The sequence below is a fragment of the Pseudoduganella sp. R-32 genome, from assembly GCF_049913245.1.
Lineage (GTDB): Bacteria > Pseudomonadota > Gammaproteobacteria > Burkholderiales > Burkholderiaceae_D > Rugamonas.
This window is the reverse complement of the sequence record NZ_CP183987.1, coordinates 3,108,855-3,134,219: the sequence shown is the minus strand read 5'-3', so window position 1 is coordinate 3,134,219 and position 25,365 is coordinate 3,108,855. Positions and strand designations below refer to the sequence as shown.

The window sequence follows — 25,365 nt, the reverse complement described above, 5'->3', positions numbered from 1 at the left end:
ATCAATGAACGTGCATTACAAGCGCCGGACCATGGCGGCCGCAGTTTCCGCCGCCGCACTCGGCGCCGCCGGCATGGCCGCCGCAGCGCCGATCACCACCCTCGACCGCAATGGCGCCTGGGTCTCGGTAGAAGCCTACGGCCCGAACGTCGTCCATATCACCATCGCCGCCGACAAGGCCGAGGCGCTGAAAGGCCCCGGCTTCGGCATCCTGCCCAGGAATGCGGACAATGCAGCCTTTCGCCATACCAGCGGCAAGGACGGCGACAGCTTCACCTCCCCGGCGCTGAACCTGCGCATCGCCCCGGCGCCGCCGCCGCGCGTGCCGTCCCAGTCGGAAAAATACTTCGCGCCGCAACTGGCGCCGGTGGCGCTGCAGGTCCGCAACGCAAAGGGCGAGTTGGTGCTCGACATGACTGGCTGGGAGCTGTCGCCGCAGACCGTCAACACCGAAAAGACCTACCAGGCCGGCGCCAGCTTCAGCGCCCCGGCCGACGAGCATTACTACGGCATGGGCCAAAACCAGGAGTCGACCGGCCCGCTGGACCTGCGCGGCCGCGTCCTCGACTGCAAGCACTGGTATGACGCCCCTGCCGGCGAAACCGTGTGCGTGCCGTTCATGGTCTCGTCCAAGGGCTACGGCATCGTCTGGGACAACCCCTCGGCCACCCGCTTCGTCGCCGGCGTCAACGGCCGCACCTCCTTCCAGTCCAACGTCGGCGAACGTGTCAGCTTCTTCGTCATCACCGGCAGCACGCCGGAGGAAATCTATTCCGGCTACGCCCGCGTCACCGGCAAGACCCCGATCCCGCCCAAGGCGGCTTTCGGCCTGATCCAGTCCAAGGCCCGCTACGACAGCCAGCAGGAAGTGCTGCGCGTGGCGAACACCTATCGCCAGAAGAGATACCCGCTCGATATCATGGTGGTCGACTGGTTCTACTGGACCCGCATGGGCCAGCTCGACATCGACCCGGCGCAGTACCCGGCCCCTGCCGCCATGAACAAGGAGTTGCACGACCTGGGCATGCAGTCCATCGTCTCGGTGTGGCCGCGCTTCGAATCCTCAGGCCGCTACTTCAATGAACTCGATGCCAAGGGTTACTTCCTGAAGGACAAGGACGGCAAGACCGTCGACGGCCTGCCCTTCCGCTCCGACCGCACTGGCGCCCTGATCGACGCCACCAACCCGGCCGCGCGCCAGTGGTTCTGGGAGCGCGTGCGCGACAACATCCTGTCGCAAGGCTTCGACTACCCATGGCTGGACGAGACCGAACCGGACCTGGTGCCGGATGGCTTCTTCTACTCGATCGGCAGCGGCGACCGCTATCGCAATCTGTTCCCGCTGCTGCACGTGGAAGGCGTACAGCAAGGCATGCGCGCCTGGAAGCCGAACAAGCGCGCCATGATCCTGTCGCGCGCGGCCTACCTCGGCTCGCAGCGCACCGGCGCCCTGTTCTGGTCTTCCGACGTCCACCCTTCGTGGGAAGCGCTGGCGCGCCAGGTGCCAACGGGCCTGAACATGACCGCCTCCGGCATCGCCTACTGGGGCAACGACATCGGCGGCTGGCAATGGCTGCCGCAATCGACCAAGGCCACCAGGGCGCCGCTGGTCGATCCGCGCGGCGCGGAAGCAACCATCGGCCAGAACCACGACTATCCGGAACTGCTCACCCGCTGGTTCCAGTACGGCACCTTCCTGCCCACGCTGCGCCTGCACGGCGACCGCAAGCACGCGGAAATCTGGGAGTTCGGCCAGCAGGCCGAAACCATCATGGCGCGCTACGACCGCCTGCGCTACCAGTTGATCCCCTACATCTACAGCCAGGCCAAAGCCACCTGGGACAACGGCGCGCCGTTCATGCGCCCTTTGTGGATGGACTTCCCGAGCGACCCGCAGGTGGCCAATATCGGCACCCAGTACATGTTCGGTCCCGCCTTCCTGGTCGCCCCGGTGACCGAGCAGGGGCAGACCGAGAAAGACGTTTACCTGCCGGCCGGCAGCGACTGGTACAACTTCTGGACCAACGAGAAGCTGGCCGGCGGGCGCTGGGTGCGCGTCGCCGCGCCGATCGACCAGATCCCGGTCTTTGTGCGCGCCGGCTCCATCGTGCCGCTGGGCTCCGACATCCAGTCCACCGCCAGCAAGCAGGCGATCGCCGAAATCCGGGTATACCCCGGCAAGGATGGCCAGTTCGCCCTGTATGACGACGATGGCGTCTCGTACGACTACGAAAAAGGCAAGGGCATGCTGGCGAAACTGGCATGGAACGACGCGGCCGGCCGCCTGGCCGTGAGCGGCGACAGCGAGCTGTCGCGCAAGTCGCCGGCCATCACCAAAGTAGTGGGCAAATGAGCCGGGACCGCCGCAGCCTGCTCAAGCTGGCCCTGGCCGGGGCCGGCGCGGCAACCGCGCCCCTGGCCGGCGCGGCGCCGTGCGGCCGCCCCGGCTCGGCCCTGCAGCCCGCCTACGGCACCGAAGGCCAGCGCAAGGCGGACCTTGGCAACGGCCTGTTCATCAACCCGATCGTGCCCGGCGACCACCCCGATCCCACCATCCTGAAGGACGGCCACGATTACTACATGACGTTTTCGTCCTTCTACTCCTACCCCGGCGCCGTGATCTGGCATTCGCGCGACCTGGTCAACTGGGCGCCCATCTGCGCCGCGCTGACCAGGCCGATCGGCTCGGTGTGGGCAATGGACCTGGTCAAGCATGGCGGCCGCTACTTCCTGTACATCCCGGCCGACGACAGGATCTTCGTGATCCATGCCGACAATATCCGCGGCCCCTGGAGCGACCCCGTCGACCTCAGGCTGCAAGGCTGCATCGACCCCGGCCACGCGGTCGGCGAAGACGGCAAGCGCTACCTGTTCTTCAACGGCGTGCGCCGCATCGCGCTGGCGGACGACGGCCTGTCCACAGTCGGCGCGCTGGAACACGTCTACCATCCCTGGCGCTATCCGGAAAACTGGGTGGTGGAGATGTTCGCTCCCGAGGGGCCCAAGCTGTTCCGGCGCGGCGAATGGTTTTACCTGGTGGCCGCCGTCGGCGGCACCTCAGGCCCGCCCACCAGCCATATGGTCACGGTGGCGCGCTCGCGTTCCATCCACGGTCCCTGGCAGGACTGCCCCGGCAACCCCATCGTCCGCACCCGCAGCGCCGACGAACCCTGGTGGTCGCGCGGCCATGCCAGCATTGTCGAAGGACCTGGCGGCGACTGGTGGATGATTTACCACGCCTACGAAAACGGCTTCCGCACGCTGGGCCGGCAGGCCATCCTCGAACCCATTGAATGGACCGGCGACGGCTGGTTCCGTGCACGCGGCGGCTCGCTGGACAAGCCCTTGCACAAGCCGAAAGGCGGCAGCGCCTCGCCGGCCGGCCAGGCGCTGTCCGACGACTTTTCCAGCAACAGGTTCGGCGTCCAGTGGAGCTTCTTCGCGCCCGGCCCCGAGGAAATGCGGCGCGCCCGGTACGACGGCAAGGGGCTGGTCATCAAGGGCAAGGGCAGTTCGCCGGCCGATTGCTCGCCCCTCACCTGCATCGTCGGCGACCGCGATTACGAAGTGTCGGTGGTGCTCGATATTGCGGAAGGCGGGCAAGGCGGCCTGCTGCTGTACTACAGCCAGCGCGGCTACTGCGGCATCGGCTTCAGCCCCACCGAGATGTTCACCCACCACTACAGCGAAGAGCAACGCTGGATGCGGCAGAAAATCGCGGCGCGGACCATCCACATCCGGCTGGCGAACCGCGCCAATATCATCACCTTCCACTACTCCAGCGACGGCGTGGCCTGGACCCGGCATCCATGGCAAATGGAAGTGTCGGGCTTCCACCACAATGTGTTCGGCGGCTTCATGAGTCTCAAGGTCGGCATTTACAGCGCCGGCGCCGGCGAAGTCAGGGCGCGGCAGTTCACCTACCGCGGCCTGAAACCGGCCTAGGCCTGCAGCGTGAGCCGGTAGACCGTGGTCTGCCGGTAGACCTGCCCTGGCGACACGATCACGTGCGGCCAGGCCGCGCTGGCAAGCTCGGGACGGGCTTGCGCCTCGACGCTGAAACCGCCCTGGTGGCCGGCGCGGAACTGCACGGCAGCCTCGGTGGTCTGGACCTGCAGGCAGCGCCCCGATCCCGGATCGACGATGCGGGCCACGGTGCGCAGCGGCCCCTGGCCGCCGGCAAAATGGCTGCGCACGAACAGGCTATGGTTGAAACCGCCCCGCCCGCAGATCTGGCTGTCGGGCCAGCGCAGGCGCGCCCCGATCGGCGCCGGCTGGCGGAAGTCGAACGCCGTCCCGGCCACCGCCGCCACGCCGGAAGGCATGCCGTCCGCGTCCACCTCCACGTAGTAGTCGGCATCGATCTGCACCATATGGTCGCCGACATCGGCGATGCCGCCGTTCAGGTTGAAGGTCGGCCAGGCTGCCAGGTCGAGCGGCGTGGGCGCCATGGCCACCACTTCATGCTCCACGCTCAGGCAGCCGTCATCGTCCAGCCGGTATTTCGCCAGTTGGGCCACCGCGCCGCCGCCTCCCGTGCGCAACAGCGTCACGCCGCCGTCTGCGTGGCGTCCCTGCCACAGCACCGGGTTGGCAGCGCCCTTGGGCGCCAGCAGCACGTCGGCCATGCGGCCATAGCGGTCTGGCGCCCGCCAGGACCACAAGGCGGCATCGCGTTCGGTAATCGTCGCCACCATGTCGCTGGCGTTCCTGAGTGTAAACAAGCGGTATTCGTCCGCCTCGGGCGCGGTGCCTGAAAAACGTTTGGTCATCATTAAAAGATCGGGCTTCCTGTGCACACCATTGGCACCATGCCATTCTGCAATCCGGCGCATGGCGATTCAATTACTAAAATCACCAAGCCATCGAACGATTCTGGCCAAGAGCGCTGCAAGGGGGTTTCCGGCGCCCCGGAATCGGCAATAATGCCAGCGCAGCCTCGGGGAGACGGGCAAGATCCGCCGTCATATGTCAAATTTGATATAGCTGAACGCAAAAGTGTTATTGGAAATGGCAAGGCCCCTTCGCCTACGATCTTCCGATACCGATTCCAAAAACAGGCCGGTGCGCCGCCCACGCGCGCCAGGCCAGAGACAACCTACTTTGTGAGCACCGCATGAGTACCTTTTCAACCGTAGACTTGATCGTCTTCCTGATTTACTTCATTGCCGTTGCCGGCTACGGCATCTGGATCTACCGCCGCAAGCAAAACAGTTCCGGCCAGGCTTCGCATGACTACTTCCTGGCGGAAGGCTCGCTGACCTGGTGGGCGATCGGCGCTTCGCTGATTGCCTCCAACATCTCGGCCGAGCAGTTCATCGGCATGAGCGGCTCCGGCTACAAGATCGGCATGGCCATCGCGGTCTACGAGCTGATGGCGGCCGCCACCCTGGTGATCGTGGCCGTGTTCTTCATGCCGGTGTACCTGAAAAACCGCATCTACACCATGCCGCAGTTCCTCGAACAGCGCTACGGCAAGGCGGTCGCCACCACCATGGCCCTGTTCTGGCTTGGCCTGTACGTGGTGGTCAACCTGACCTCCATCCTCTACCTCGGCGCCCTGGCGATCTCCAGCCTGTCCGGCATCGCCCTGCTGCCCTGCATGCTGTTCCTCGCCGTATTCGCCGCCATCATCACCCTGGGCGGCATGAAGGTGATCGGCTACACCGACGTGGTGCAGGTGGCCTGCCTGGTGGTCGGCGGCCTGGTGACCACCTGGCTGGCGCTCGACCTGGTGGCGGCACTGGGCGGCAAGCAAGGCGCCATGGCGGGCTTCTCCGACCTGTTCGTGCGGGCCGGCGAGCACTTCAACATGGTGCTCAAGCGCGATGACCCGAACTACATGGACCTGCCGGGCCTGTCCGTGCTGCTGGGCGGCATGTGGATCGTCAACCTGAACTACTGGGGCTGCAACCAGTACATCACCCAGCGCGCCCTGGGCGCCGACCTGCCGACGGCCCGCAAAGGCCTGCTGTTTGCCGCCTTCCTCAAGCTGCTGATGCCGGTGATCGTGGTGCTGCCAGGTATTGCCGCTTATGCGCTGGACAAGTCCGGCGCCCTGGGCGACGCCATGCGCCAGGGCGGCGAGCTGAATCCGGACCGCGCCTATCCTGTGCTGCTTAACCTGCTGCCGCCCGGCCTGAAAGGCGTGGCGTTTGCCGCCCTGACCGCCGCTGTCGTGGCTTCGCTGGCCGGCAAGGCAAACAGCATCGCCACCATCTTCACCCTGGATATCTACAACAAGACCTTCAACAAGCAGGCCACCGAGCAGCGCATGGTGTGGATCGGCCGCGTCAGCGTGGTGGTGGCCATGGCCCTGGCCGTGCTGATCGCCCCGCTGCTGGGCATCGACAAGAAAGGCGGCTTCCAGTACATCCAGGAATACACCGGTTTCGTCTCGCCTGGCATCCTGGCCATGTTCCTGATGGGCTTCTTCTGGAAGAAAACCACCTCCGGTGCGGCGATGTTTGCCACCCTGGGCGGCCTGGTGGGCTCGATCATCCTCAAGTTCCTGCCGGAGATGATGAACCTGTCCTTCCTGGTGCCGATCGGCTTTGCCAAGGCCAACGCAGCCGGCATTCCTGAAATCCCGTTCCTGGACCGCATGTTCATCGTGTTCTGGTTCGTGATCGCCGGCATGGTGGTGATCAGCAAGATGGCCGAAGCCAAGCGCGATGGCGCGCACCAGCACCACCTGCATGTCGATACGTCCCTGTTCCGCGTTGACGGTGCATTCACGCTCGGCTCCGCCGTCATCTGCGTGGCACTGGCAACCATCTACGGCGCCTGGTGGTAACACCGGCTCCGGGGTGCGCACCCCTTGGGTGCACACCCTGGGTCTCGGCCTACTGGCAGTCACGGCACCAGCAGCGCGCGAATTTCCGGCTTCCGGTAATTTTCCAGGGTCACCATGACCCCGTCGATGAGAATGGTGCGCGGCTCCATGGGGGTTTTATTCACCGCAGCCAGCGCCGCCTTGAGCCCCATATATCCCATCCGGCGCGGGTCCTGGACCACCAGGCCGTGGATTTCCTGCTGCTCCAGGCCATCCAGCAGGAAGGTGGTCGAGTCAAAGCCTACGAACTTCTTCTTGCCGGCCAGGCCCGCCTGGCGCAACGCACGCAGCATGCCGTCGCTCGACGATTCGTTCACGGCAAAGATGCCGTCCACCGCCGGAAAGCGCTGCAACAGCTGCCCTGCTTCGTGGAACACCTTGCCGCGGCTGGCGCCGACATATTCGTCCGCGACAATCCTGACCTTCGGCGCATGCTTCCTCAGATACTCCACAAAACCATCGGCGCGCTGGTCGGTCGACGCGCTGCCGGCGACCGTTCGCAATATCAGTACCTCGCCTTGCGCGTCAAGCAATGCCGCCAGGCGCTGCGCAGCCAGTGCGCCGGCCGCGTGATTGTCGGTCGCGATGAAATTCTGGTAGTCGCGGCCATCGAGCGCCGAATCGACCACAATCACCTTGATTCCCATGGCTGCCGCCCGCCTGACCGGCTCCACCAGCCGAACACGATCGGTCGGCGCCAGGACGATCGCATCGACCGTCGGCGAGGTGTACATCTGCAGCAGCTTGATCTGCACATCGACCTGGTCGTTGTAGGCTGGCCCGCGCCAGGTCAACGCAACCTTGACGCCGTCCGCCTCGCGGATGGCCCGGTCCACGCCGTCCCGCATGAAGGTCCAGAATTCCTGGTCGCGCGACTTGGGAATGAACACGACGTTGACTTCCGCGCCAGCCGCCCAGGCGCCTTCGGCCAGGCAAGCGGCCGCAACCGCCATCCCAAGCACAAGCGACAAGCACCGTCTCCGCATTGGCAATCCCATACATCCTGCCGTTCACGTTGCGTACTCTTGAAGTCTATACATTGGCGGGCGCCATAGCCAGCCGTCGAGCGAGCAAACAGACCGTTTCCCCGGTCGCTCATGTATTTACGGCAATACAAATTTCAATGATGTAAGGACACCGTAAGTTTCGTCCCGAAAATGAAGATAGAGACAGGTCCGTCCATAAAAACCACAACCGATAGCGCGGCATAGCCATGAACAATCCCCTCCCGCTTCACCGCATCGGCGCACCCGCCGTGGCAACCCTTGCAGGCGTTGCCGCCGCCATGGCCTGCTTTTGGGCGGCCGGCGCCGCACTGGCGCCCCTCCCCCTGGCCAGCCTGGCGGCATTGGGCAGTGCCGGCGCCAGCGTGCTGCTGCTGCGCAACGGCAGCACGCAGCAGAATGCGCTGGCAGGAAAGGTGGCGGGCGAAATCGACACCATCATGATCGGTGCGGCAGAGACCTCCTACTTCGTCGATTCGATCAGGAAGCGGATTTCCGGAGACGTCGAGTCGACCAACCAGATCGCCGCCCGGTCCGCGTCCAGCGCCAGCGAAATGGAGGAAATCGCAGCCAACGCCGAGCGGGCATCCGAGGTCGCCACCATGGTGCGGCGCGAGAGCGTGGCCGGGCGCGGCGCGGTGGACCAGGGGTTGCAACAGATCAGCGATGCGCGCGGCAACGCGCAGGCTGCCTCACAATTGATGGATGCCCTGCAGGAAAAATCGCGCAGCATCCACGGCATCACGGCGGTGATCACCGAAATCGCGACGCGCACCAACCTGCTGGCGCTCAATGCGGCCATCGAAGCAGCGCGCGCCGGCGAGCATGGCCGCGGCTTCGCGGTGGTAGCCGGCGAAGTGCGCCAGCTGGCCCAGCGCACGGCCGAAGCCACGGCCGACATCGGCCACAAGGTGACCGCGATCCTGGCGGAGGCCGAGCGGGCCTCGTCCGGCATGGCCTCGCTCACAGGCAAGGTCGCCCAAGCAGCGGTGGAAGTGGAACGCGTGCACGCCAGCTTCAGCACGATCGAACGCTGCGCCGCCGAATCGCACGGCGAAATCCACAAGATCGCGCTGGCCTCGCGCGAGCATGCCGCATCGACGCGCCACATTGCCGAGGCCATCGGCCAGATCCGCGACGGCATGCTGGGCATGCAGGCCGAGTTGCCGCGCGCGGCCAGCTCCGCGCAGGCCTTGGCCGAACGCGCCGAGTCCTTGTTCGAAGCCACCACGGAAAGCAACGCCGCCACCGCGCATGACGCGATCCGCGCCGTCGCGCAGCAAGCTGCCAGGGATGTCGGCAAACTGTTCGAAAAAGCCATCGCCAGCGGCGAGATCAGCGAGGCTGCGCTGTTCGACCGCCGCTACGTTCCAATCCCGGATACCAACCCGCCCAAGCACCATAGCGCCTTCGACAAGTTCACCGACCGCGTCTTGCCCGCTTTGCAGGAGGCGCTATTAAAGGCCATGCCGCAGCTGGCCTTTGCCGGCGCGGTCGACAACAACGGCTACTTCCCGACTCACAACAAGAAGTTTTCGCAGCCCCTGACCGGCGACTACGCCACCGACCTTGTCAACAACCGCACCAAGCGCATCTTCAACGACCGCACCGGCTCGCGCTGCGGGGCCAACACCAAGCCTTACCTGCTGCAGACCTACAAGCGCGACACCGGCGAGGTGATGCACGACTTGTCCGCCCCGATCTACGTCAACGGCAGGCATTGGGGCGGGTTCCGCATCGGCTACCGTTCGGCGTCCGGCCACTAGGGCCTGGCAGCTTAGTTGGTGTACAACACGCCGCGGCCGTTGCCGGATGCGTAGACGCGCCCGTAAGTGTTCCAGTCGCCCGCCATGTGGAAGATGCCGGCATACTGGTGCGCGTCGTCGTTGAAGCGCGACCAGGTGGCGCCGGCGTCGTCGGAGCGGTACACGCCCCACACGCCATTGATCACGCCCACCACGTAGACCGCGGCCGAATACGACGCACCGGGAGCCGCCTTGCCCAGGGTTACCACGGTGGCGCCCTGCACGTCGGGCCATTGGTTGCTGCCCCAGATCGAAGAGAAGGCGGTCAGCTTGGTCCAGCTGGCGCCCGCGTCGAGCGAGTGGTACACCGTATTGCCGTCGGCCAGCCAGACATCGCCTTCCGCGTTCGGGTTCACTGCCATCGACGTATTGTTGAAGGACGTCAGCATTGGGCTGGCCGCCTTGAACGCGGCGCGTTCGGTGAACGTCTTGCCGCCGTCGCTTGAATACCAGAAGTGCGCGCTATCCGACCACTGGTTCCACCAGGCGCCGCCCGAATCATAGGCGTAGACCTTGTTCGGGTTCTTGCGATCGGCCTTCAGCAGGTAGCTGCGCGGGACCCCGACTGCCGGTTTCGCCGGCAGGTTGGTCGCAGTCCAGCTTGCGCCGTTATTGGTAGTGTAGGAAGGTACCGCGTCGTTGGGCGCCCAGACCACGTTGTTGCGCGTGGTGACGGCGAGGTTGGACGAACTGTCGGTACCGGTCGTAGCGCCGGCAGGCAAGGTTGCAAACTTCGCCCAGGTATTGCCGCCGTCGCCGGACCAGTGGCCAACGCCGACGTGGTTGTTCGCATTGTCGACACCGTTCGCTGCGATGTATTGCGGATCGGACCAGGCCATGTCGGCCGAGTTGCCATTGCTCCACCAGTTCATGGGCCCCCTGGTCGGCCGCGCCGCCAGGTCGGTATTGATCCAGGTGCCGATATCGCCCGCGCTGTTGATGAACTTATAGGACGCGCCGGCCGGCGGCGTGACGAGGGCCAGGGTCGCGGTCTCCTCCAGGTTATTGTCCTTGGCGCTCCAGCTTGGCGTTGCCGAGGAAGCGTTGGTGGTTTCCCAGATGCCGCCACCGTGCACGTGCATGATGTGGTCGCGGTTGGCAGGGTCGATCACGGTGGTATCGTTCCAGCCCGAGTAGCCGTTGCCGGTGGAGCCCAGATGCGGCATGTTTGCCTCGATTTCGCGCCAGGTGCTGCCGCCGTTGTCGGACAGCTGGGTGACCTGGCCGGGATTGTCGCCCCAGGTGCCGGTCACACCCAGCACAATACGGGCGTTCGGCCCCGTGCCATGGACCGAGACGCCGCTATAGCCGCCTGTGGTGCTGCTGCTGAGCAGGGTCCAGTTCTCGTTGAAGACCACGCCGCCAAACCGGTAAAGGTAGCCCGGCCCGCCGGGGCCTTCGCCGGCGTTCTTGTTGAACACCATATAGTAGTTGCCGTCGGCGGCGCGCACCACGTGCGGGATGTGGTAGCCGGCCACCGGGGCCGGGACCGGGACCGGCGTCCACGAGAAGCCGCCGTTGACGGACTTGTACAGGACCGAGGTCAGGCCCGCCGCGTTGGCATAATCGGGCGCGATGGCGGCGTACATGATCCAGGTCGTCTCGCCGCCGCCCACTTTCGAGTTGTCGAACATCAGGTGCTCGACCCCGATCGGCGGGTTGCTGCCGCTGATCGTGGTGGACGACAGCCCCGTGACCTGGGCCCATGTCCGGCCCGCGTCCCTGCTCTGCCACAGTCCCGCAGTGCGGGTGCCGTAGAACAGAATCGATGGATTGGTCGGATCGACTTTCAGGCGCTCGCCCATCGCCCGGCCGGTATCGTTGCCGCCCACCATGAACGGCAGGCTGACCCAGGTCCAGCTGTTGCCGCGGTCACTGGAAATGTACAGGCGGCCATTGGCGCCCTGCCTGGTGGTGTCGCCGGTGGCAATGTAGATGCGCTGGTCGTTGCTCGGGTCGAGGGCCAGGCTCTCCACGCAATGGAAGCGGCTGTCGCCGCCGCCGAACCCGATGCCGTCGGTCAGCGGTATCCAGCGCGAATCGCTGGCGTTCCAGCGGTAGATGCCGCCAACGTCGGTGCGGGCGTACAGCAGGCTTGAGTTGACCGGATGGTAGACCAGGCCGGTGACGTAGCCGCCGCCGGCCCATTTGACGCTGGTCCAGCTGGCGGCAGCCAGGCCGGCTGCCGAGACCTGGCTGGTGGCCGCGGTGCTGACCGCAGGCGTCCCGCTTTCCTGACTGCCGCCGCAGCCGGCCAGCAGCGTCGCCAACAAGGCCGGCAGCGCGAGCCCGGCGTAATACTTCTTGCAATGCACTTTCATTGTCTGCTCCTCCAAGAAATGGATTTGTGGTTGAATGTGGCCGATAGCGGCCAACCCAGACTACTGAGAGCAGTTTTTTTCGAATAGAAGTTTCGTGTCGAGCGCTTGTGTTCTGCTGAAATTTGAAGAAGTCGGCGTGCCAGTGTTATTCCGGGCGGGCGGCGGCAGCTGCCAGCCGCCGGCCCGGCTCCTTCAGTTACTGTAGATCAGGCCACGCCCGGTGCCGCTGACGTAGATCCGGCCGTAGATGTTCTGGTCGGCCGCCATCACGCCGATGCCGCCGAACTGGTGCGCGTCATCGTTAAAGCGTTTCCAGCTGGCGCCGCCGTCGTCGGAGCGGTACACGCCCCATACGCCGCCGACCACGCCGACCACGTATACCGCCGCCGAATATCTGGCGCCGCTCGCTGCCTTGCCCAGCGCAACCAGGGTGGCGCCTTGTGCACCCGCTGCGGGCGTGAAGGCCGCCAGCTTGGTCCAGGTGGCCCCGGAATCCAGCGAGTGGTACAGGGCACTGCCGTCCGCCAGCCAGATATCGCCCTCTGCGTTGGGGTTCACCGCCAACGACGTTGCCCCCCAGCTGTTAGGACCAAGCTTGGCATCCACCGAGCCCTGGCTCAGCGTGAAGCTGTGGCCACCGTCGGTCGAGACGTAGACCTTGCCCGCCGTGCCCCAGGTTGCGCCGCCCGAATCGTAGGCATAGACCTTGTTCGGGTTTTTGCGGTCCGCAGCCAGGTGGTAGCCGCGGTTCCAGCCTGGCGCCACATTGGGCAGCGGCGGCAGGTTGGTCGCATTCCAGCTTGCGCCGTTATCCGTGGTGTAGGACGGCACCGAATTGGCCGGTGACACGACCGCCTTGTTGCGCACGGTGACCGCGACGCTCGCTTCGCTGCTGGTGTTCTGCGCGGCGCCAGCGGGCAGGCTCGCAAACCTGGACCAGGTCTTGCCGCCATCGCCCGACCAGAAGCCGGCAGCCGTGCTGGTCGAATTGACCACGCCGATGCCGGCGATGTACAGCGGATCGGCCCACGCCATGTCGGCCGCGTTGCCGTTGCTCCAGCCCAGGCCAGGATTGAGCGTTGGCGTGGCCGCGAGGTTCGTGTCGACCCAGGTGCCGACGTCGCCTGCACTGTTGATCAGGATGTACGGCGCGCCGGCCGGCGGTGTCGCGAGCGACAGCGTGGCGGTCTCCTCGATTCCGCCAATGACGCCTTGCCAGCTTGGCGTGGACGAGGATGCGTTCCTGGTCTCGACGATGCCGCCGCCGTGCACGTGCAGGATGTGGTCGCGGTTGGCCGGGTCGATCTCGACGTCGTCGACCCAGCCCGATGCGACTTCGCCCGGCATGGTCGCTTCGATTTCGCGCCAGTTCTTGCCCGCGTCGTCCGACAGCTGGACGATCTGCTGGCCGTTCCAGTTGCCCCAGGAGTTGGTCACGCCCAGTGCGATGCGGGTCGTGGCGCCGCTGCCCTGGACGGACACGCCGCCCAGGCCGAAGTTGGTGCCGGTTTGCGGATCGACGCTCTTGAGCAGGGTCCAGTTGGAGCCGTCGAATTTGTACAGGCGCCCGGGACCGCCCGCGCCCGGGCCCGTATCCTTGGTGAACACCACGTAGAACATGCCGTCATCGGCGCGCACCATGTGCGGGATGTGGTAGCCGGATACCGGCGTTGCCACCGGCGTCCACGTCGCGCCGCCATTGATGGATTTGTACATGTTCGAACCCAGGCCCGCCACGCTGGCATAGTCCGGAGCGATGGCGGTGTAGATGGTCTGGGTCGCCGTGCCGGTGCCCTTGGTCCCGGTATCGTAGACCACCAGTTCAACGCCCATTCCGCCGCCGGCTGCGCTGATCTGGTCGGCGGTCATTTTGACCGGCGACAGCGAGGTGACCTGCGCCCATGTCTTGCCGGAATCGACACTCGTCCACAGGCCGGCCGTGCGCGAGCCGAAGAACAGCGTGGACGGCTTGTTCGGATCAACCATCAGGCGTTCGCCCATGGCCCGGCCGGGATTGTTGCCGCCCAGCGGGAATGGCAGGTCGACATGGGTCCAGGTGGCGCCGCGGTCGCTGGAGATGTACAGGCGGCCGTTGCCTTCAAACGTGTACATGCCGGTGGCCATGTAGACCAGCTGGTCGTTGTTCGGATCGAGGGCGATGCTTTCAATGCCATGGAAGCGGCTCTCGGTCGCGCCGAAGCCCAGGCCGTCGGTGATCGGGGTCCAGGACGACGTAGCCTGGTTCCAGCGATAGGCGCCGCCGATGTCTGTCCTGGCGTACAGCAGGTTGGCAGTCGTCGGGTGGAAGACCAGGCCGGTGACGTAGCCGCCACCGCCGAACTTGACGCTCGACCAGGTGGTTGCGCCAGTGGCCGGCGCTTCCGGCGGATTCACCGGAGGATCTGCCGGCGGGTTCACTGGTGGATTCACCGGCGGGTTCGCCGGCGGCTGCTGTGCCGGTGCCGTGGTTTGCGGCGCGGACGCGGGCGCCGTCCCTGCCGATCCGCCGCCGCCACACGCGGCCAGCAGGCTAGCTGCAATTGCAGTCAATGCAAAGATATTCTTCTGTTTCATGTCTATCTCAAAAAATGGACTTCCTGAAAAAAGGGCCCGAAGGCCCTTGGCTTACTGCGGCTCCACCGCGAGCGCCCTGTCGCGGTAAGCCCTCGGCGTACAGCCAAGTTCGCGCTTGAACACCAGGTGCATGTACTGGGTCGACGTAAAGCCGCACTCCAGCGCCACATCGGCAATACTGCGTTCGCCGCATTCCAGCCCGGCCTTGGCGGCATCGAGCTTGAACTGCAGGATCACGTCATGCACGCTGCAGCCCAGCTCCTGCCGGAAATAGGCTTCCAGCGAGGAACGCGAGACGCCGACATACTCGGCCACCTGGTGCGTCTTGATGCCCTGGCAGGCGTATTGGCGGATGAAATGCCGCGCCCGGGCGACATGGGGGTGCCGCACCGCCTGGTGCTGGCTGGATGCGAACACATTGATTCCGGCCGGCGGCATCAGGATGCGGGTATTGGACAGGCGCACGCCATGCAGCATCTGGTCCAGCAGGTGGGCGGCCGTGCGCCCCATTTCCTGCGCGCCCTGGATCACGGAACTGAGCGGGATGCGGGTCAGCATGCGCACCAGCGGGTCGTTGTCGATGCCGATGATGGCCACCTGCTCCGGCACCGCAATGCCGGCGATGACGCAAGCCTGCAGCAGCTGGCGCGCACGCGCGTCCGTCACGGCAATGATGCCGACCGGCTTCGGCAGGCTGCGCAGCCAGGCGATCTGCCCCTCCACCGACTCGTCCCACGCCGAGGCGCTGGTCTCGCAGCCGCGGAAGATTTCGGGCTCCATGCTATCGGCTTGCATCAGGCTGCGGAACGCAGTCTCGCGCTCCTGGGCCCAGCGGTTTTCCCTGGCCTTGGGCAGGCTGAACAACGCAAAACGGTGCAGGCCGACGTCGATCAGGTGGTCGCGCGCCAATTTGATCAGCTTGAAGTTATCGGTCGCCACGTAGGGAATGCCGCGCGGGTACTCCGCCTCGTCGGCGTAGGAGCCGCCGACCGCCACCACCGGCACGTTGCAGCGCGACAGTGCGGCCGCCACTGCCGGATCGTCGAAGTCGGCAATAATGCCATCGCCCTGCCAATTCTCAATGCCGGCCAGGCGCAGGCGGAAATCTTCTTCCAGAAATAAATCCCAGGCCGCCCGCGTGCTGCCAAGATATGCGGCGACCCCGGAAATAACCTCGCGGTCAAAACTCTTGTTAGCGTTGAATAACAGGGCAATACGGTGCGCTTTTGAAGTATTCATAAACCGGCTCACCAGGCAGTATTCAAAATGCCAGCCGGCGTTTCGAAATCGAACCGAATTGCACGCGCCTGCAGCATTGCGCTGCAGGCAATAATACCAAACATGGTTTTCATCATTTTGTCTCCGTCTTGCCGGGGTGGCGCGATACGCCCCCTGGTCTGGGTCACTTCAAAATTTGCCGCAGCGCAGTGGCTAGCGGAAGCTAAGCTACCATGGGCACTAGGATAGGGAGAGCGCGCAACCGCACGGTAGCGCGAGGCGGGAAATTTCTAGCAAAATGCAGAAATTGCGATTAGTTCTGCTGGGAGTGCAAGTGGATCAGCCGGCTTCGCTACCGGAAATCTCGGCCGGGACCGGCTCGGCGGGGGAATCCTGCTGGGTCGCGAGGGAACGGAAGGATTTGGGCGTGCAGCCGTATTCTTCCTTGAACAGCTTATTAAAATAGGAAACGTTTGAATATCCCACCGAATAGGCAATTTCAGCGATGGCGGCGCCGCTTTTCTCCGCCAATAACCTTGCCGCCTCCGTCAGCCGCAGTTTATTCAGGTAACTCGTAAATGTCATGCCGAGCTCTGTTTTTAAAACTTCGTTGACCTTGTTTCGATTGGTTCCGGTGGCAGAAACCACCGATTCCAGGTCGATTTCAGTATCGGTGTAATTGGTGGCGATATAACGCAGCACCGTTGCCTTTTCCTTATCTTTATATGGCTCCAGGGTTAATTGGCGATAAGCGACCAGGGGCAGGTCTTTTTTCATCCTCGAATTCAGGCTGGCGGTCAGCGCTCGCGCGTGGGCGCGGAAGAAGGCCCAGGCAAATGCCACCCAGCTCGCCAGCAGGAGCAGCACCAGCGCCGCGATGTAGCGATAGTCGCGGCCATTGAGCATCAGTTCGCTGACCTCCAGGTAGGAGTCGAGATTCAGCGGGCTTTGGCTGCTGGACCCGAACACGAACTTCGAAACCTTGCTCAGGTCGTAACCCTGGTGCGACAGGTCCAGCTTGACCTGGTAGAACCACCAATCGGGGATGGCCAGCCTGGTCAGGTCCAGCGAGACCGGGACGCCGCGTTCATTGCACGAAAAATAAGTGACGGGAGAGCGGTAAGTCAGGTAATCCCCGACCTTGGAAATCTTGGGATCGAAGGTCGAAATGCCGAACACCATGGAATTCGCCGGCTTGCACTTGGCAAGAAAAGTGACGTCGGAGTACTTGGACCAGTCGACCAGGGCCGGCCGGCTTTTCGCATCGTGCATCGCCATGCCGGCGGAAGCGAAGGGGTATTTGCCGACTTCGGTCAGCTTGAACTCGACGCGCAATTGCTCGCGCTGGCGGTCGGGAATACGAACGGTCGACGTGCCGCCAATTTCCACATCCGAATTCGTTATGTAGTGCCAGCCAGCCCCGGGCCTGGACGTTGCCAGCAGCGGGACGGACAGGTAGCTCTTGTAGATCATGAAAAAGGCCAGCAATGCGTCCGCAATGACCAGGCCGATCAGCGCCAGAAGCGCTTTTTTGAAAAACTGTTGCATTGTCTAAGGATGGTTGAACTGTCTCTCTGCAACACCTCTTGCCGGGCTTGCTCGTTGCATCATAACAGTTCAACCAGTGAAAGGGGGGCACGTTCGCCCCGCCCCGCCCTAGCGTGCCGGGTGCAGTGGCTTGCCGTTCACATCATAGGCGGCGGCCTCCAGGTGCACGACCGTGCTGAGCGCCTTGTTGTCGGCCGCCTCGGCCGCGTCGGCCGCCAGGATCAGCTTATAGTCGCCCTTGGCGACCTTCCAGGTCTTGCTGGCCGAGTCGTACATGGCCAGCAGGCGCGGATCGACCGTGACCGAAGCGCTGGCCTCGGCGCCCGGCTGCAGGTCGACCTTCTGGAAACCGGCCAGGCGCTTGGGCGCTTCCCACTTTGCCTTCAGCGGCGCGACATAGACCTGGGCCACTTCCTTGCCGGCGCGCCGGCCGGTGTTCTTCACCGTGAACGAGACCTGCAGCATCCCGCCCTTCACGCCGGCGGACAGGCCGGAAAAGCCGAACTCGGTGTAGGAGAGGCCGTGGCCGAACGGGAACAGCGGTTTCAGGCCTTTCTGGTCGAACCATTTGTAGCCGACTGCTGCGCCTTCGCGGTAGCTGACCTCGAAACGCCTGTTCTCCACTTCCGGATAGCCGTCCAGCGCAGGACGCGGCAACTGCGCCTCCGAAGCCGGGAAAGTAGCCGGCAGGTGGCCGGAAGGATTGGCTTCGCCGAACAGCACGCTGGCAATCGCTTCGCCGCCGCTGGTGCCGGGATACCAGGCTTCCAGCACCGCCGGCACCTTCGGCAGCCACGGCATGGTCACCGGACCGCCGGTCTCCAGCACCACCACGGTTTTCGGATTGGCCGCGGCCACCGCCGCAATCAGTTCATCCTGCTTGTTCGGCAGCGACAGGTTCGGCACGTCGAAGGCTTCGCCGGTCCACTGGGTGGCGAACAGCAGCACCACGTCGCTTTCCTGCGCCAGCCTGGCGGCTGCGGCCTTGTCGGCGCCGTCGTTGAAGGAAACGGTCGCCGACGGCAGGCGTTTCTGGATCGCTTTCAGCGGCGAGGACGGGTAGACCATGACCGGGCCCGGCCAGGTCTTCGGTTCCATGCCCGGCACCGCATTGCCGCCGGCCGGGTACACCAGCGACGAGCCGCCGCCCGCCAGCACGCCCTTGTCGGCATAGCCGCCGATCACCGCTACGCGCTTGACGGATTTATCCAGCGGCAGCACCGCCCCGCTGTTTTTCAGCAGTACCATGCCCTCCTGCGAGTCCTTGAGCGACACCGCGGCATGGGCATTGAACTCGATCTTGTCCGGTTCAGCCTTCACCGGGTGGTCCACCACGCCGTGCTCGAACATGGCGTGCAGCACGCGGCGCGCCATGTCGTCCAGGCGGGCTTGCGGCACCCAGCCGTTCATCACGGCTTCTTTCAGCGGCGGGCCAAAATAGTCGGCCAGGTCGAACGGCATGCCGGATTGCTGGTCCAGGCCCGCATTGGCGGCCGGGATCGTGCTGTGGGTCGCGCCCCAGTCCGACATCACCCAGCCCTTGAAGCCCCAGTCCTTTTTCAGCACTTCGGTCAGCAGGTAGGTGTTTTCGCAGGCATACACACCGTTGACGCGGTTGTAGGAGCACATGACGGCGCCGGGATTGCCCTCCTCCTTGGCGATCTGCAGGGCCAGCAGGTCCGACATGCGGGCCGACTGGTCGTCGATCTTCACGTCCAGCGTGGTGCGGCCGGTTTCCTGGTCGTTCAGGGCGAAGTGCTTCAGGGTGGAAACCACGCGCTGCGACTGGATGCCCTTGATCTGGGCGCCGACCATCTTGCCGGCCAGGAGCGGATCTTCGCCGCCATACTCGAAATTGCGGCCGTTGCGCGGGTCGCGCATCAGGTTCACACCGCCGGCCAGCAATACGTTGAAGCCGTAGCCGCGCGCCTCGGCCCCGATCATGGCGCCGCCGGCGTAGGCGGTCTGCACATCCCAGGTGGCGGCAGTATTCAGGCCAGACGGCAGCGCGGTACCCGGACGCGCGTGCGGGCCGGCCTGGCTCGCCACGCCGATGCCGGCATCGGTCTCCCACAGGTTGGGAATGCCCAGGCGCGGCACGCCGTACACGAAGCCGGCCGATTGCACGTGGGATTCCTCGGGGCGCTTGTACTTCTTGTGCTCCATGTCCGCGCCCATGTAACCGAAGACCAGCTTCAGTTTTTCATCCAGCGTCATTTCCTTCACAGCCAGGCTGGCGCGTTCCGCCGCGCCCAGCTGCGTATTCATCCAGGGTTTGCCATCAGGCGCGGCCAGCGCGGTCCCGCAGCACATTGCCACTGCGGCGGACAGGAGACTGATCGTTTTCTTCAATTTCATCGCTTCCTCGAAAAAAGGGGCGGCTTTGGCCGCCCCGAAAACTACCGGAAAAGGTAGAGGAGACTACAGGTTACAGCATCGGCTGAACGCTCGCCTGGCCTTGGCCTGCCGGACGTTCAAACAAGGTTCGCGACAGCCAGGCGCGCAGCGGCCTGTCGTACCAGCGCGATAGCGCCAGTGCAAACAGGGGCACGCCGCAGTAGATCGCAACGATGGCTATCGACAGCTCGGGCCTGGACGGGTGCGTCGACCAGTTCCAGTGCGCAAAAACATAAATAAACGGGTAATGCACAATGTAGACAGGGTAGGACAGCTCGCCCACCAGGCGCGTCACCATCCCGGCACGGCCTTCCGGTTGACGCGAGCCGGCGCCGGCCGCCAGCACCAGGGGAAAGACCACGATCACGGCCAGCGCCTCAAACAGCCAGTTGGCCGCGCCGAAGCCGGGCGCCGCAAACACCAGCAACAGCAGCAGCGACAATGCAATGAACGGGCTTGGCAGCGCCATGCGCAGCCGCATGCGGTAGACCAGCAAGCCAAGCAGGAAGGAGCAAGCCAGGCGCACCGGCGCCACCCAGAAGTGGTCCCAGCCCCAGCCAAAGCCCAGGTTCCCGAATTTTTTCGCGGTCCACAGCAGTGCCCCCGCACTGGCCACGCACAGGACAATGTGCAGGCGGCGCCCCAGGCGTGCCGCAAACAGCCCGAACAGGATATTCGCGATGTACTCCTGGAACAGGGTCCAAGACGGGCCGTTGACCGGGTGCGTCTCGCCGAAATAATTGGGCAGGGTCGCCGCTGGCAACAGCAGCAGGCCAAGCAAGAACGTCAGCGCCAGGCGGCCCGGCGACAGCGCCACGCCCACCTGTTGGGCATCGCCGACGAACGGGTCCAGCAGGTAGCCAAGCAGGCCCACCGCCATCGCCACCACCACCATCGGATGCAGCCGGACCAGGCGCCGCGCAAAGAATTGCGCCGGCGCCAAGCCGCGGCCATCGTAGGCATGGCCCAACACGAAACCGGACAACGCGAAGAAGAAGTCCACTGCAAGATGCGTATGCCGCATCGGATTCCGCTCCAGGCTTGGCACCAGCATCTCCAGGATGTGGAAGGCGAACACGCTGAAAGCAGCGGTACCGCGCAAGCCGTCCAGTACGTGGTAGTGCGATTTCATCTTGCGGCGTTCACAATGGTGCTGATCACGTCAGGAAAGGCTTGCGCACCGGTGCTGCGGTTGAAAAGGCCCATCTGATGGTTGTCGGCGTAGCCGTTATCCCAGTACATCGGCACGATGCCGCGCGTAAAGGATGCACGGGTAATGTACTGGTCCCACAGCTTGCGGTAAGTTCCGGCCGGATCGTATTCGGTGCGCAGGATGGCGGCATACTCGCCCATCAGCACCGGCACGCCCTTGTCGATAAAGCCGGTTTTCATCTTCTGGAACTGGCCATCGGTGTAGGATTCGTTGGCCCATCCCGACGGGTTGGCGGCCTGGCCCCACTTCCACGAAGAGCTGTTGGCGTCCAGCGTGAAGTCGTACGGATCGTAGTAATGGATCTCCATCATCATGCGGTTGGCCACCCAGTCGCTTGGCATGGTCGCATTGCAGCTGATGGAGTTATCGATGTTGGTGTTGAATGCCTGCACCACGAGGTGGCGGTTGCTGTTGTTGCCGCCGGTAGCCCGCACTGCGGAAATGAAGGCCTGGTTGAAACCCTTCTGCACGTCGCAGTATTCGGTAGTCGGAGGGTTGTAGTTACCGTCAACCATGACTTCATTGGTGCCGGCGAACAGCAGGGTGTCGTCGTGGTTTTTGAAGTTGTTGGCGATCTGGGTCCAGAACTTGGTCAGCCGCGCATTGGCCACGCCTTGCTGGGCATAGGTCGGCTGCATCCAGCCGCCGTCCCAGTGGATATTGATCATGGTGACCAGCCCCGCGTTATGGGCATAGTTGACCACTTCCGTCACGCGTTCCATCCATTGCGGGCTGATGTTGTCGTTGGCGTCGGCATACTGTTTCCACGCAACCGGAATACGCACGCTCTTGAAACCTGCCGCCTTGATGCTGTTGAACAGGGCCTGGCTGGCCTTCGGGTTGCCCCATGCCGTTTCGTTGAAATTGGTGCTGCCCCAGACGTAGGAACCGGTCGCTTCCAGCGAGTTGCCCAGGTTCCATCCCGGCGCCATCTGCCCCGACATCTGCATGCTCGTCATATTGCGCATCACGCCTACGCGCACCGCGTGCGCCGTACCCGAGTTGAAGCTGCCGCCGCCTGCGCTGAACTTGACCCAGTACCAATAGACCGTCCCCGGGCTTGCACTGCTGTCGGTGTAGCTGGTTGCGGTCTTGCCCAGCACCGCCAGCCGGCTGCGCCCATTCGGATCGCTGTCGGTGTCGCGATACACCTGCAGGCCGCTCACGCTGCCGCTGACAGTCCAGCTCAAACGCACGTCGCTACCGGTACCGCTGGCGCTCAGGCAGACGGTGGCGCCGCCGCCGCTGCCGCAATTCTGCGCCTGCGCAAACGGCGCCGCACACAGCGCCAATGACAGAACGGTCTTGATCAACACAGGCTTCATTGTTCTACCTTTCCTTGAAGGTGCCCGCACGGCGTCTCCTCCGTGGGTGGGCGGTTGGGAGTGTTGGCAACCAGCTTTCTTATAGGACGCATTGTGGAAGCTGCAACCCGGCGCCGCAATTGCAAAAACCGCCAATGCGGAATATGAAATTGCACAGCCTCCATGCAAGCCATTGCCCGCACAGCCAGTCGCTATGCACAATGGGGCACTGTCAAAAAACCAAGGAATAATCGATGCTGAAACGCACCCTGCTCGCGAGCGCACTATCCTGCGCCCTCGCTGCTGCCACCGGCGCCATGGCGGCCGACAGAGCGCCCGCCACGGCCGTTCCGCCACTGCAGACCATCCTGTACGGCGCCGCCTACTACCATGAATACATGCCTTCGGAGCGCCTGGAAAAGGACGTGCAAATGATGAAGGCCGCGGGCTTCAACGTGGTGCGCCTGGGTGAATCGACCTGGAGCCTGTGGGAGCCCGAGGATGGCCGCTTCGAATACGCCTGGATGGACCGCGTGGTCGACGCCATGGGCAAGGCCGGCATCAAGGTCATCATGGGCACGCCCACCTACTCCATTCCAGCCTGGATGGCCAGGCAGAACCCCGAAATCCTGGCCCGCAAGTTCAATGGCGCACAGAATATGTACGGCATGCGCCAGAACATGAACACCGATTCGGCCGCCTACCGCTTCTACGCGGAGCGCCTGATCCGCAAGATCGTCAGCCGCTACAAGGACAACCCGAACGTCATCGGTTGGCAAGTCGACAACGAGACCGGCAGCTATGGCGCGGCCAATGAGGATGTCTTTGTACGCTTCCAGCACCACCTTGAGAAGAAATTCGGCACGCCGGAGAACCTGAGCAAAGCCTGGTTCCTGAACTACTGGGGCCAGGACCTGCATTCCTGGACCGACTTGCCGCGCCCGGACGGCGCCCAGAGCACGGGCTACAAGCTGGAATGGTCGCGCTGGGGCCAGATGCGCGTAACCAACTTCCTGCACTGGCAAGCCAGGCTGGTGCGCGAGAACGCTTCGCCGCGCCAGTTCGTCACGCACGATTTTGCCGGCTCGATGCACGCCGACGTCAACGAGGAAGCCGTGTCGGCCGCCCTCGACATGCCGGCCGTGAACATCTATCACTGGGGCCAGCGCGAGTACTATAATGGCGCCGAGCAGACCTTGCAGGCTGATTTCACCCGCTCGCTCAAGCGCAACAACTTCCTGGTCACGGAAACCAATGCCCAGTCGACCGACTGGAGCTCCTCATTCCAGTACCCGCCGTATGACGGACAGTTCCGTGAAGACGTCTACACCCACCTGTCCAACGGCTCCAACATGGTCGAATACTGGCACTGGTCCTCGATCCATGCCAACCAGGAGACCTACTGGAAAGGGGTGCTCTCGCATGACCTCGAACCCAACCGCGCCTACGCCGAAATCAGCCACACGGGACGCGAGCTGCAGAAGATCGGCCCGCGCCTGGTGAACCTGAAGCTGCAGAACGACGTTGCCATCCTTTGGAGCCGCGACTCGCTGAATGCGCTGAACGACATGCCGTTCGCGAAGAATTCGCAATGGGGCGGCGACGGCAGCAAGGCTGATTACGGCAGCCTGGTAAGGCAGATGCACCGCGCACTGTACGACATGAACGTCGGCACCGATTTCGTCTTCCCTGAAGTGCAGGACTTCTCGCAATACAAGCTGCTGATCGTCCCGGCCCTGTACGTGGCCGACGATGCGCTGCTGAAGCGCATTTCGGAGTACATCCGCAAAGGCGGCCATGTGGTGATGACTTTCAAGAGCGGTTTCACCAACGAGAATACGGCGGTGCGCTGGACCATGGCGCCCGGGCCGCTGCGCGAAGCGCTGGGTTTCCACTACCAGGAGTTCTCCAATCTCGCGCAACCGCTGACGCTGAAAGGCGATCCATACAATGCCGGCGGCGACAACAAGGTGCAGTACTGGGCCGAGTTCCTGCAACTTGATACCGCCAAAGCCCTGGCCTACTACGACCACCACTTCTTCGGCCGCTGGCCGGCCATCACGCAGAACCAGTACGGCGCCGGCAAGGTGACCTATGAAGGCACCTACCTGTCTGACAAGCTGCAGAAGGCAGTGCTGCAGGCGGCGGTGCGGGAGGCCGGCCTGGCCGGTCCCGACCAGCAGTTGCCGCCGCAGGTCCACACGCGCAAGGGCGTCAACGATTTCGGCCGCAACGTGCGCTACTACTTCAATTATTCCGCAGCGCCGGTCAACTTCAAGTACCAGTACAAGCCCGGCGCCGACCTGCTGACGTCGCGCCAGGTGAAGGCGGACGACACACTGTATCTCGGTCCATGGGACCTGGCGATCGTGGAAGAAGGCCGCTGACCTAGCGGGCCCGGGCCGGGGACGGCGCGGCCAGCAGCCGTGCAATCCCGCTCACCAGCTCCGCCCCGTCCCCATACAGTGCCGCCCCGCTCACGATGTATTCGCCCTCCCCGCCTTGCAGCAGCAAGACAGGCACGCCGTTCACGCCCGCACGACGCATCAGGTCCCGTGTTGCATTGATGCGGGCCGTGGCCTGTAGCGCCAGTTCGGCGTCATGCTCAAGGCGGCCGGCAAGTTCGATGGCGTCGAGACCTGCGACCTGGCGGGCGCATTCCGCCGCCACAACCATGGCGTTCGAAGTGTCCAGGCCGTCAACGTAGCGCGCCCACTGCAAACGGCGCAGCACCCAGGGTTCAAGCAGCGGGTCAAGCGCATGGATTGCCGTCAGGGCGCGGTTCATTGCGCCGGAGTCGAAGCGCGTGCCCGGGCCTTGCAGGATGTTGCGCTGGTAGGCGGCGCTGAACGGTTGGCCGGTCATGGCCTCGATGCGCTGGTCGTTGCTCCAGGCATGGTGCGCCCATTCCGGCGTCATGACGCGTGCGCCCGCATCGGAAAACAGGCCGCTGGGCATCAGCTCCAGCAGGTCCGGATACGCTTCGGACAGGGCTTCCAACGCAAGCGCGCTGGCATAGCACCAGCCGCAGAGCGGATCAAATATGTATTTCAACCTGGCAGATTGCATTGCGGTGCTTCCTTGAAGATGGAGCACCGATTCTATTCGCGCAAGGCGCGCGGATATATGAACTTCTGGTACACAGT

At 64.1% G+C, this 25,365-nt stretch carries 15 protein-coding genes; 5 read left to right on the top strand and 10 right to left on the bottom strand.

Annotation, left to right across the window (positions count from 1 at the left end; all coding sequences use genetic code 11):
• The first annotated feature begins 4 nt into the window (after window positions 1-4).
• Window positions 5-2,353 (top strand): TIM-barrel domain-containing protein, encoded by a 2,349-nt coding sequence (locus ACN9MU_RS14450; RefSeq protein ID WP_426344771.1) that lies wholly within the window; start codon window positions 5-7, stop codon window positions 2,351-2,353.
• Entirely contained in the window at window positions 2,350-3,945 is a 1,596-nt protein-coding gene (locus ACN9MU_RS14445; RefSeq protein WP_426337512.1) for a family 43 glycosylhydrolase, read from the top strand. The genes ACN9MU_RS14450 and ACN9MU_RS14445 overlap by 4 nt, the downstream gene beginning before the upstream one ends.
• Here ACN9MU_RS14445 and ACN9MU_RS14440 read toward each other — a convergent pair.
• The gene (locus ACN9MU_RS14440) at window positions 3,942-4,775 is read right to left on the bottom strand and encodes a galactose-1-epimerase (RefSeq protein ID WP_426323193.1); all 834 of its coding nucleotides are present in this window, start codon (window positions 4,773-4,775) and stop codon (window positions 3,942-3,944) included. The genes ACN9MU_RS14445 and ACN9MU_RS14440 overlap by 4 nt on opposite strands.
• Window positions 4,776-5,116: 341 nt before the next feature.
• Here ACN9MU_RS14440 and ACN9MU_RS14435 point away from each other — a divergent pair, with 341 nt between their 5' ends.
• Window positions 5,117-6,796: a sodium:solute symporter family transporter gene (locus ACN9MU_RS14435; protein ID WP_426171578.1), complete on the top strand. Its 1,680-nt coding sequence runs from the start codon at window positions 5,117-5,119 to the stop codon at window positions 6,794-6,796.
• Window positions 6,797-6,855: 59 nt separating this feature from the next.
• Here the strand turns inward: ACN9MU_RS14435 and ACN9MU_RS14430 are convergent, their stop codons facing one another.
• Window positions 6,856-7,797, bottom strand: coding sequence for a substrate-binding domain-containing protein (locus ACN9MU_RS14430; RefSeq protein ID WP_426172197.1), 942 nt, complete (start codon window positions 7,795-7,797; stop codon window positions 6,856-6,858).
• A 251-nt stretch (window positions 7,798-8,048) separates the two neighbouring features.
• Between ACN9MU_RS14430 and ACN9MU_RS14425 the strand changes: the two genes are divergently transcribed.
• A complete protein-coding gene (locus tag ACN9MU_RS14425; RefSeq protein WP_426344770.1) occupies window positions 8,049-9,605 on the top strand; it encodes a methyl-accepting chemotaxis protein in 1,557 nt (518 codons plus the stop codon).
• A gap of 11 nt (window positions 9,606-9,616) precedes the next feature.
• Here the strand turns inward: ACN9MU_RS14425 and ACN9MU_RS14420 are convergent, their stop codons facing one another.
• From ACN9MU_RS14420 to ACN9MU_RS14390, 7 genes are all read right to left on the bottom strand, one after another.
• Window positions 9,617-11,965, bottom strand: a complete 2,349-nt coding sequence (locus tag ACN9MU_RS14420) for a dockerin (protein WP_426344769.1) — start codon at window positions 11,963-11,965, stop codon at window positions 9,617-9,619.
• Between the two features lie 192 nt (window positions 11,966-12,157).
• Window positions 12,158-14,539, bottom strand: a complete 2,382-nt coding sequence (locus ACN9MU_RS14415; RefSeq protein ID WP_426337509.1) for a VPS10 domain-containing protein — start codon at window positions 14,537-14,539, stop codon at window positions 12,158-12,160.
• A gap of 51 nt (window positions 14,540-14,590) precedes the next feature.
• On the bottom strand, window positions 14,591-15,778 hold the full coding sequence (locus ACN9MU_RS14410) for a XylR family transcriptional regulator (RefSeq protein WP_426323183.1): 1,188 nt from the start codon (window positions 15,776-15,778) through the stop codon (window positions 14,591-14,593).
• Between the two features lie 318 nt (window positions 15,779-16,096).
• A complete protein-coding gene (locus ACN9MU_RS14405; RefSeq protein ID WP_426344768.1) occupies window positions 16,097-17,305 on the bottom strand; it encodes a helix-turn-helix transcriptional regulator in 1,209 nt (402 codons plus the stop codon).
• Window positions 17,306-17,413: 108 nt separating this feature from the next.
• Window positions 17,414-19,663, bottom strand: a complete 2,250-nt coding sequence (locus ACN9MU_RS14400; protein ID WP_426337507.1) for a glycoside hydrolase family 3 C-terminal domain-containing protein — start codon at window positions 19,661-19,663, stop codon at window positions 17,414-17,416.
• A gap of 70 nt (window positions 19,664-19,733) precedes the next feature.
• Window positions 19,734-20,834 (bottom strand): acyltransferase family protein, encoded by a 1,101-nt coding sequence (locus tag ACN9MU_RS14395; RefSeq protein ID WP_426337506.1) that lies wholly within the window; start codon window positions 20,832-20,834, stop codon window positions 19,734-19,736.
• Complete coding sequence (locus ACN9MU_RS14390) at window positions 20,831-22,240, bottom strand: cellulase family glycosylhydrolase (RefSeq protein WP_426323175.1); 1,410 nt, start codon at window positions 22,238-22,240, stop codon at window positions 20,831-20,833. Before ACN9MU_RS14390 ends, ACN9MU_RS14395 begins: the two co-directional genes overlap by 4 nt.
• Window positions 22,241-22,473: 233 nt before the next feature.
• On the opposite strand from ACN9MU_RS14390, the gene ACN9MU_RS14385 reads away from it, so the two are divergent.
• Window positions 22,474-24,606, top strand: a complete 2,133-nt coding sequence (locus ACN9MU_RS14385) for a beta-galactosidase (RefSeq protein WP_426323173.1) — start codon at window positions 22,474-22,476, stop codon at window positions 24,604-24,606.
• A 1-nt stretch (window position 24,607) separates the two neighbouring features.
• On the opposite strand, the gene ACN9MU_RS14380 is transcribed toward ACN9MU_RS14385, so the two are convergent.
• Complete coding sequence (locus ACN9MU_RS14380) at window positions 24,608-25,288, bottom strand: DsbA family protein (RefSeq protein ID WP_426337505.1); 681 nt, start codon at window positions 25,286-25,288, stop codon at window positions 24,608-24,610.
• Between the last annotated feature and the right edge of the window lie 77 nt (window positions 25,289-25,365).

Bases quoted from the DNA above. Each gene is read 5' to 3' on its own strand.
- ACN9MU_RS14400 (WP_426337507.1), bottom strand. From the start codon at position 19,663: ATGAAATTGAAGAAAACGATCAGTCTCCTGTCCGCCGCAGTGGCAATG.
- ACN9MU_RS14395 (WP_426337506.1), bottom strand. From the start codon at position 20,834: ATGAAATCGCACTACCACGTACTGGACGGCTTGCGCGGTACCGCTGCT.
- ACN9MU_RS14440 (WP_426323193.1), bottom strand. From the start codon at position 4,775: ATGATGACCAAACGTTTTTCAGGCACCGCGCCCGAGGCGGACGAATAC.
- ACN9MU_RS14445 (WP_426337512.1), top strand. From the start codon at position 2,350: ATGAGCCGGGACCGCCGCAGCCTGCTCAAGCTGGCCCTGGCCGGGGCC.
- ACN9MU_RS14415 (WP_426337509.1), bottom strand. From the start codon at position 14,539: ATGAAACAGAAGAATATCTTTGCATTGACTGCAATTGCAGCTAGCCTG.
- ACN9MU_RS14410 (WP_426323183.1), bottom strand. From the start codon at position 15,778: ATGAATACTTCAAAAGCGCACCGTATTGCCCTGTTATTCAACGCTAAC.
- ACN9MU_RS14385 (WP_426323173.1), top strand. From the start codon at position 22,474: ATGCTGAAACGCACCCTGCTCGCGAGCGCACTATCCTGCGCCCTCGCT.
- ACN9MU_RS14405 (WP_426344768.1), bottom strand. From the start codon at position 17,305: ATGCAACAGTTTTTCAAAAAAGCGCTTCTGGCGCTGATCGGCCTGGTC.
- ACN9MU_RS14390 (WP_426323175.1), bottom strand. From the start codon at position 22,240: ATGAAGCCTGTGTTGATCAAGACCGTTCTGTCATTGGCGCTGTGTGCG.
- ACN9MU_RS14435 (WP_426171578.1), top strand. From the start codon at position 5,117: ATGAGTACCTTTTCAACCGTAGACTTGATCGTCTTCCTGATTTACTTC.
- ACN9MU_RS14420 (WP_426344769.1), bottom strand. From the start codon at position 11,965: ATGAAAGTGCATTGCAAGAAGTATTACGCCGGGCTCGCGCTGCCGGCC.
- ACN9MU_RS14380 (WP_426337505.1), bottom strand. From the start codon at position 25,288: ATGCAATCTGCCAGGTTGAAATACATATTTGATCCGCTCTGCGGCTGG.
- ACN9MU_RS14425 (WP_426344770.1), top strand. From the start codon at position 8,049: ATGAACAATCCCCTCCCGCTTCACCGCATCGGCGCACCCGCCGTGGCA.
- ACN9MU_RS14450 (WP_426344771.1), top strand. From the start codon at position 5: ATGAACGTGCATTACAAGCGCCGGACCATGGCGGCCGCAGTTTCCGCC.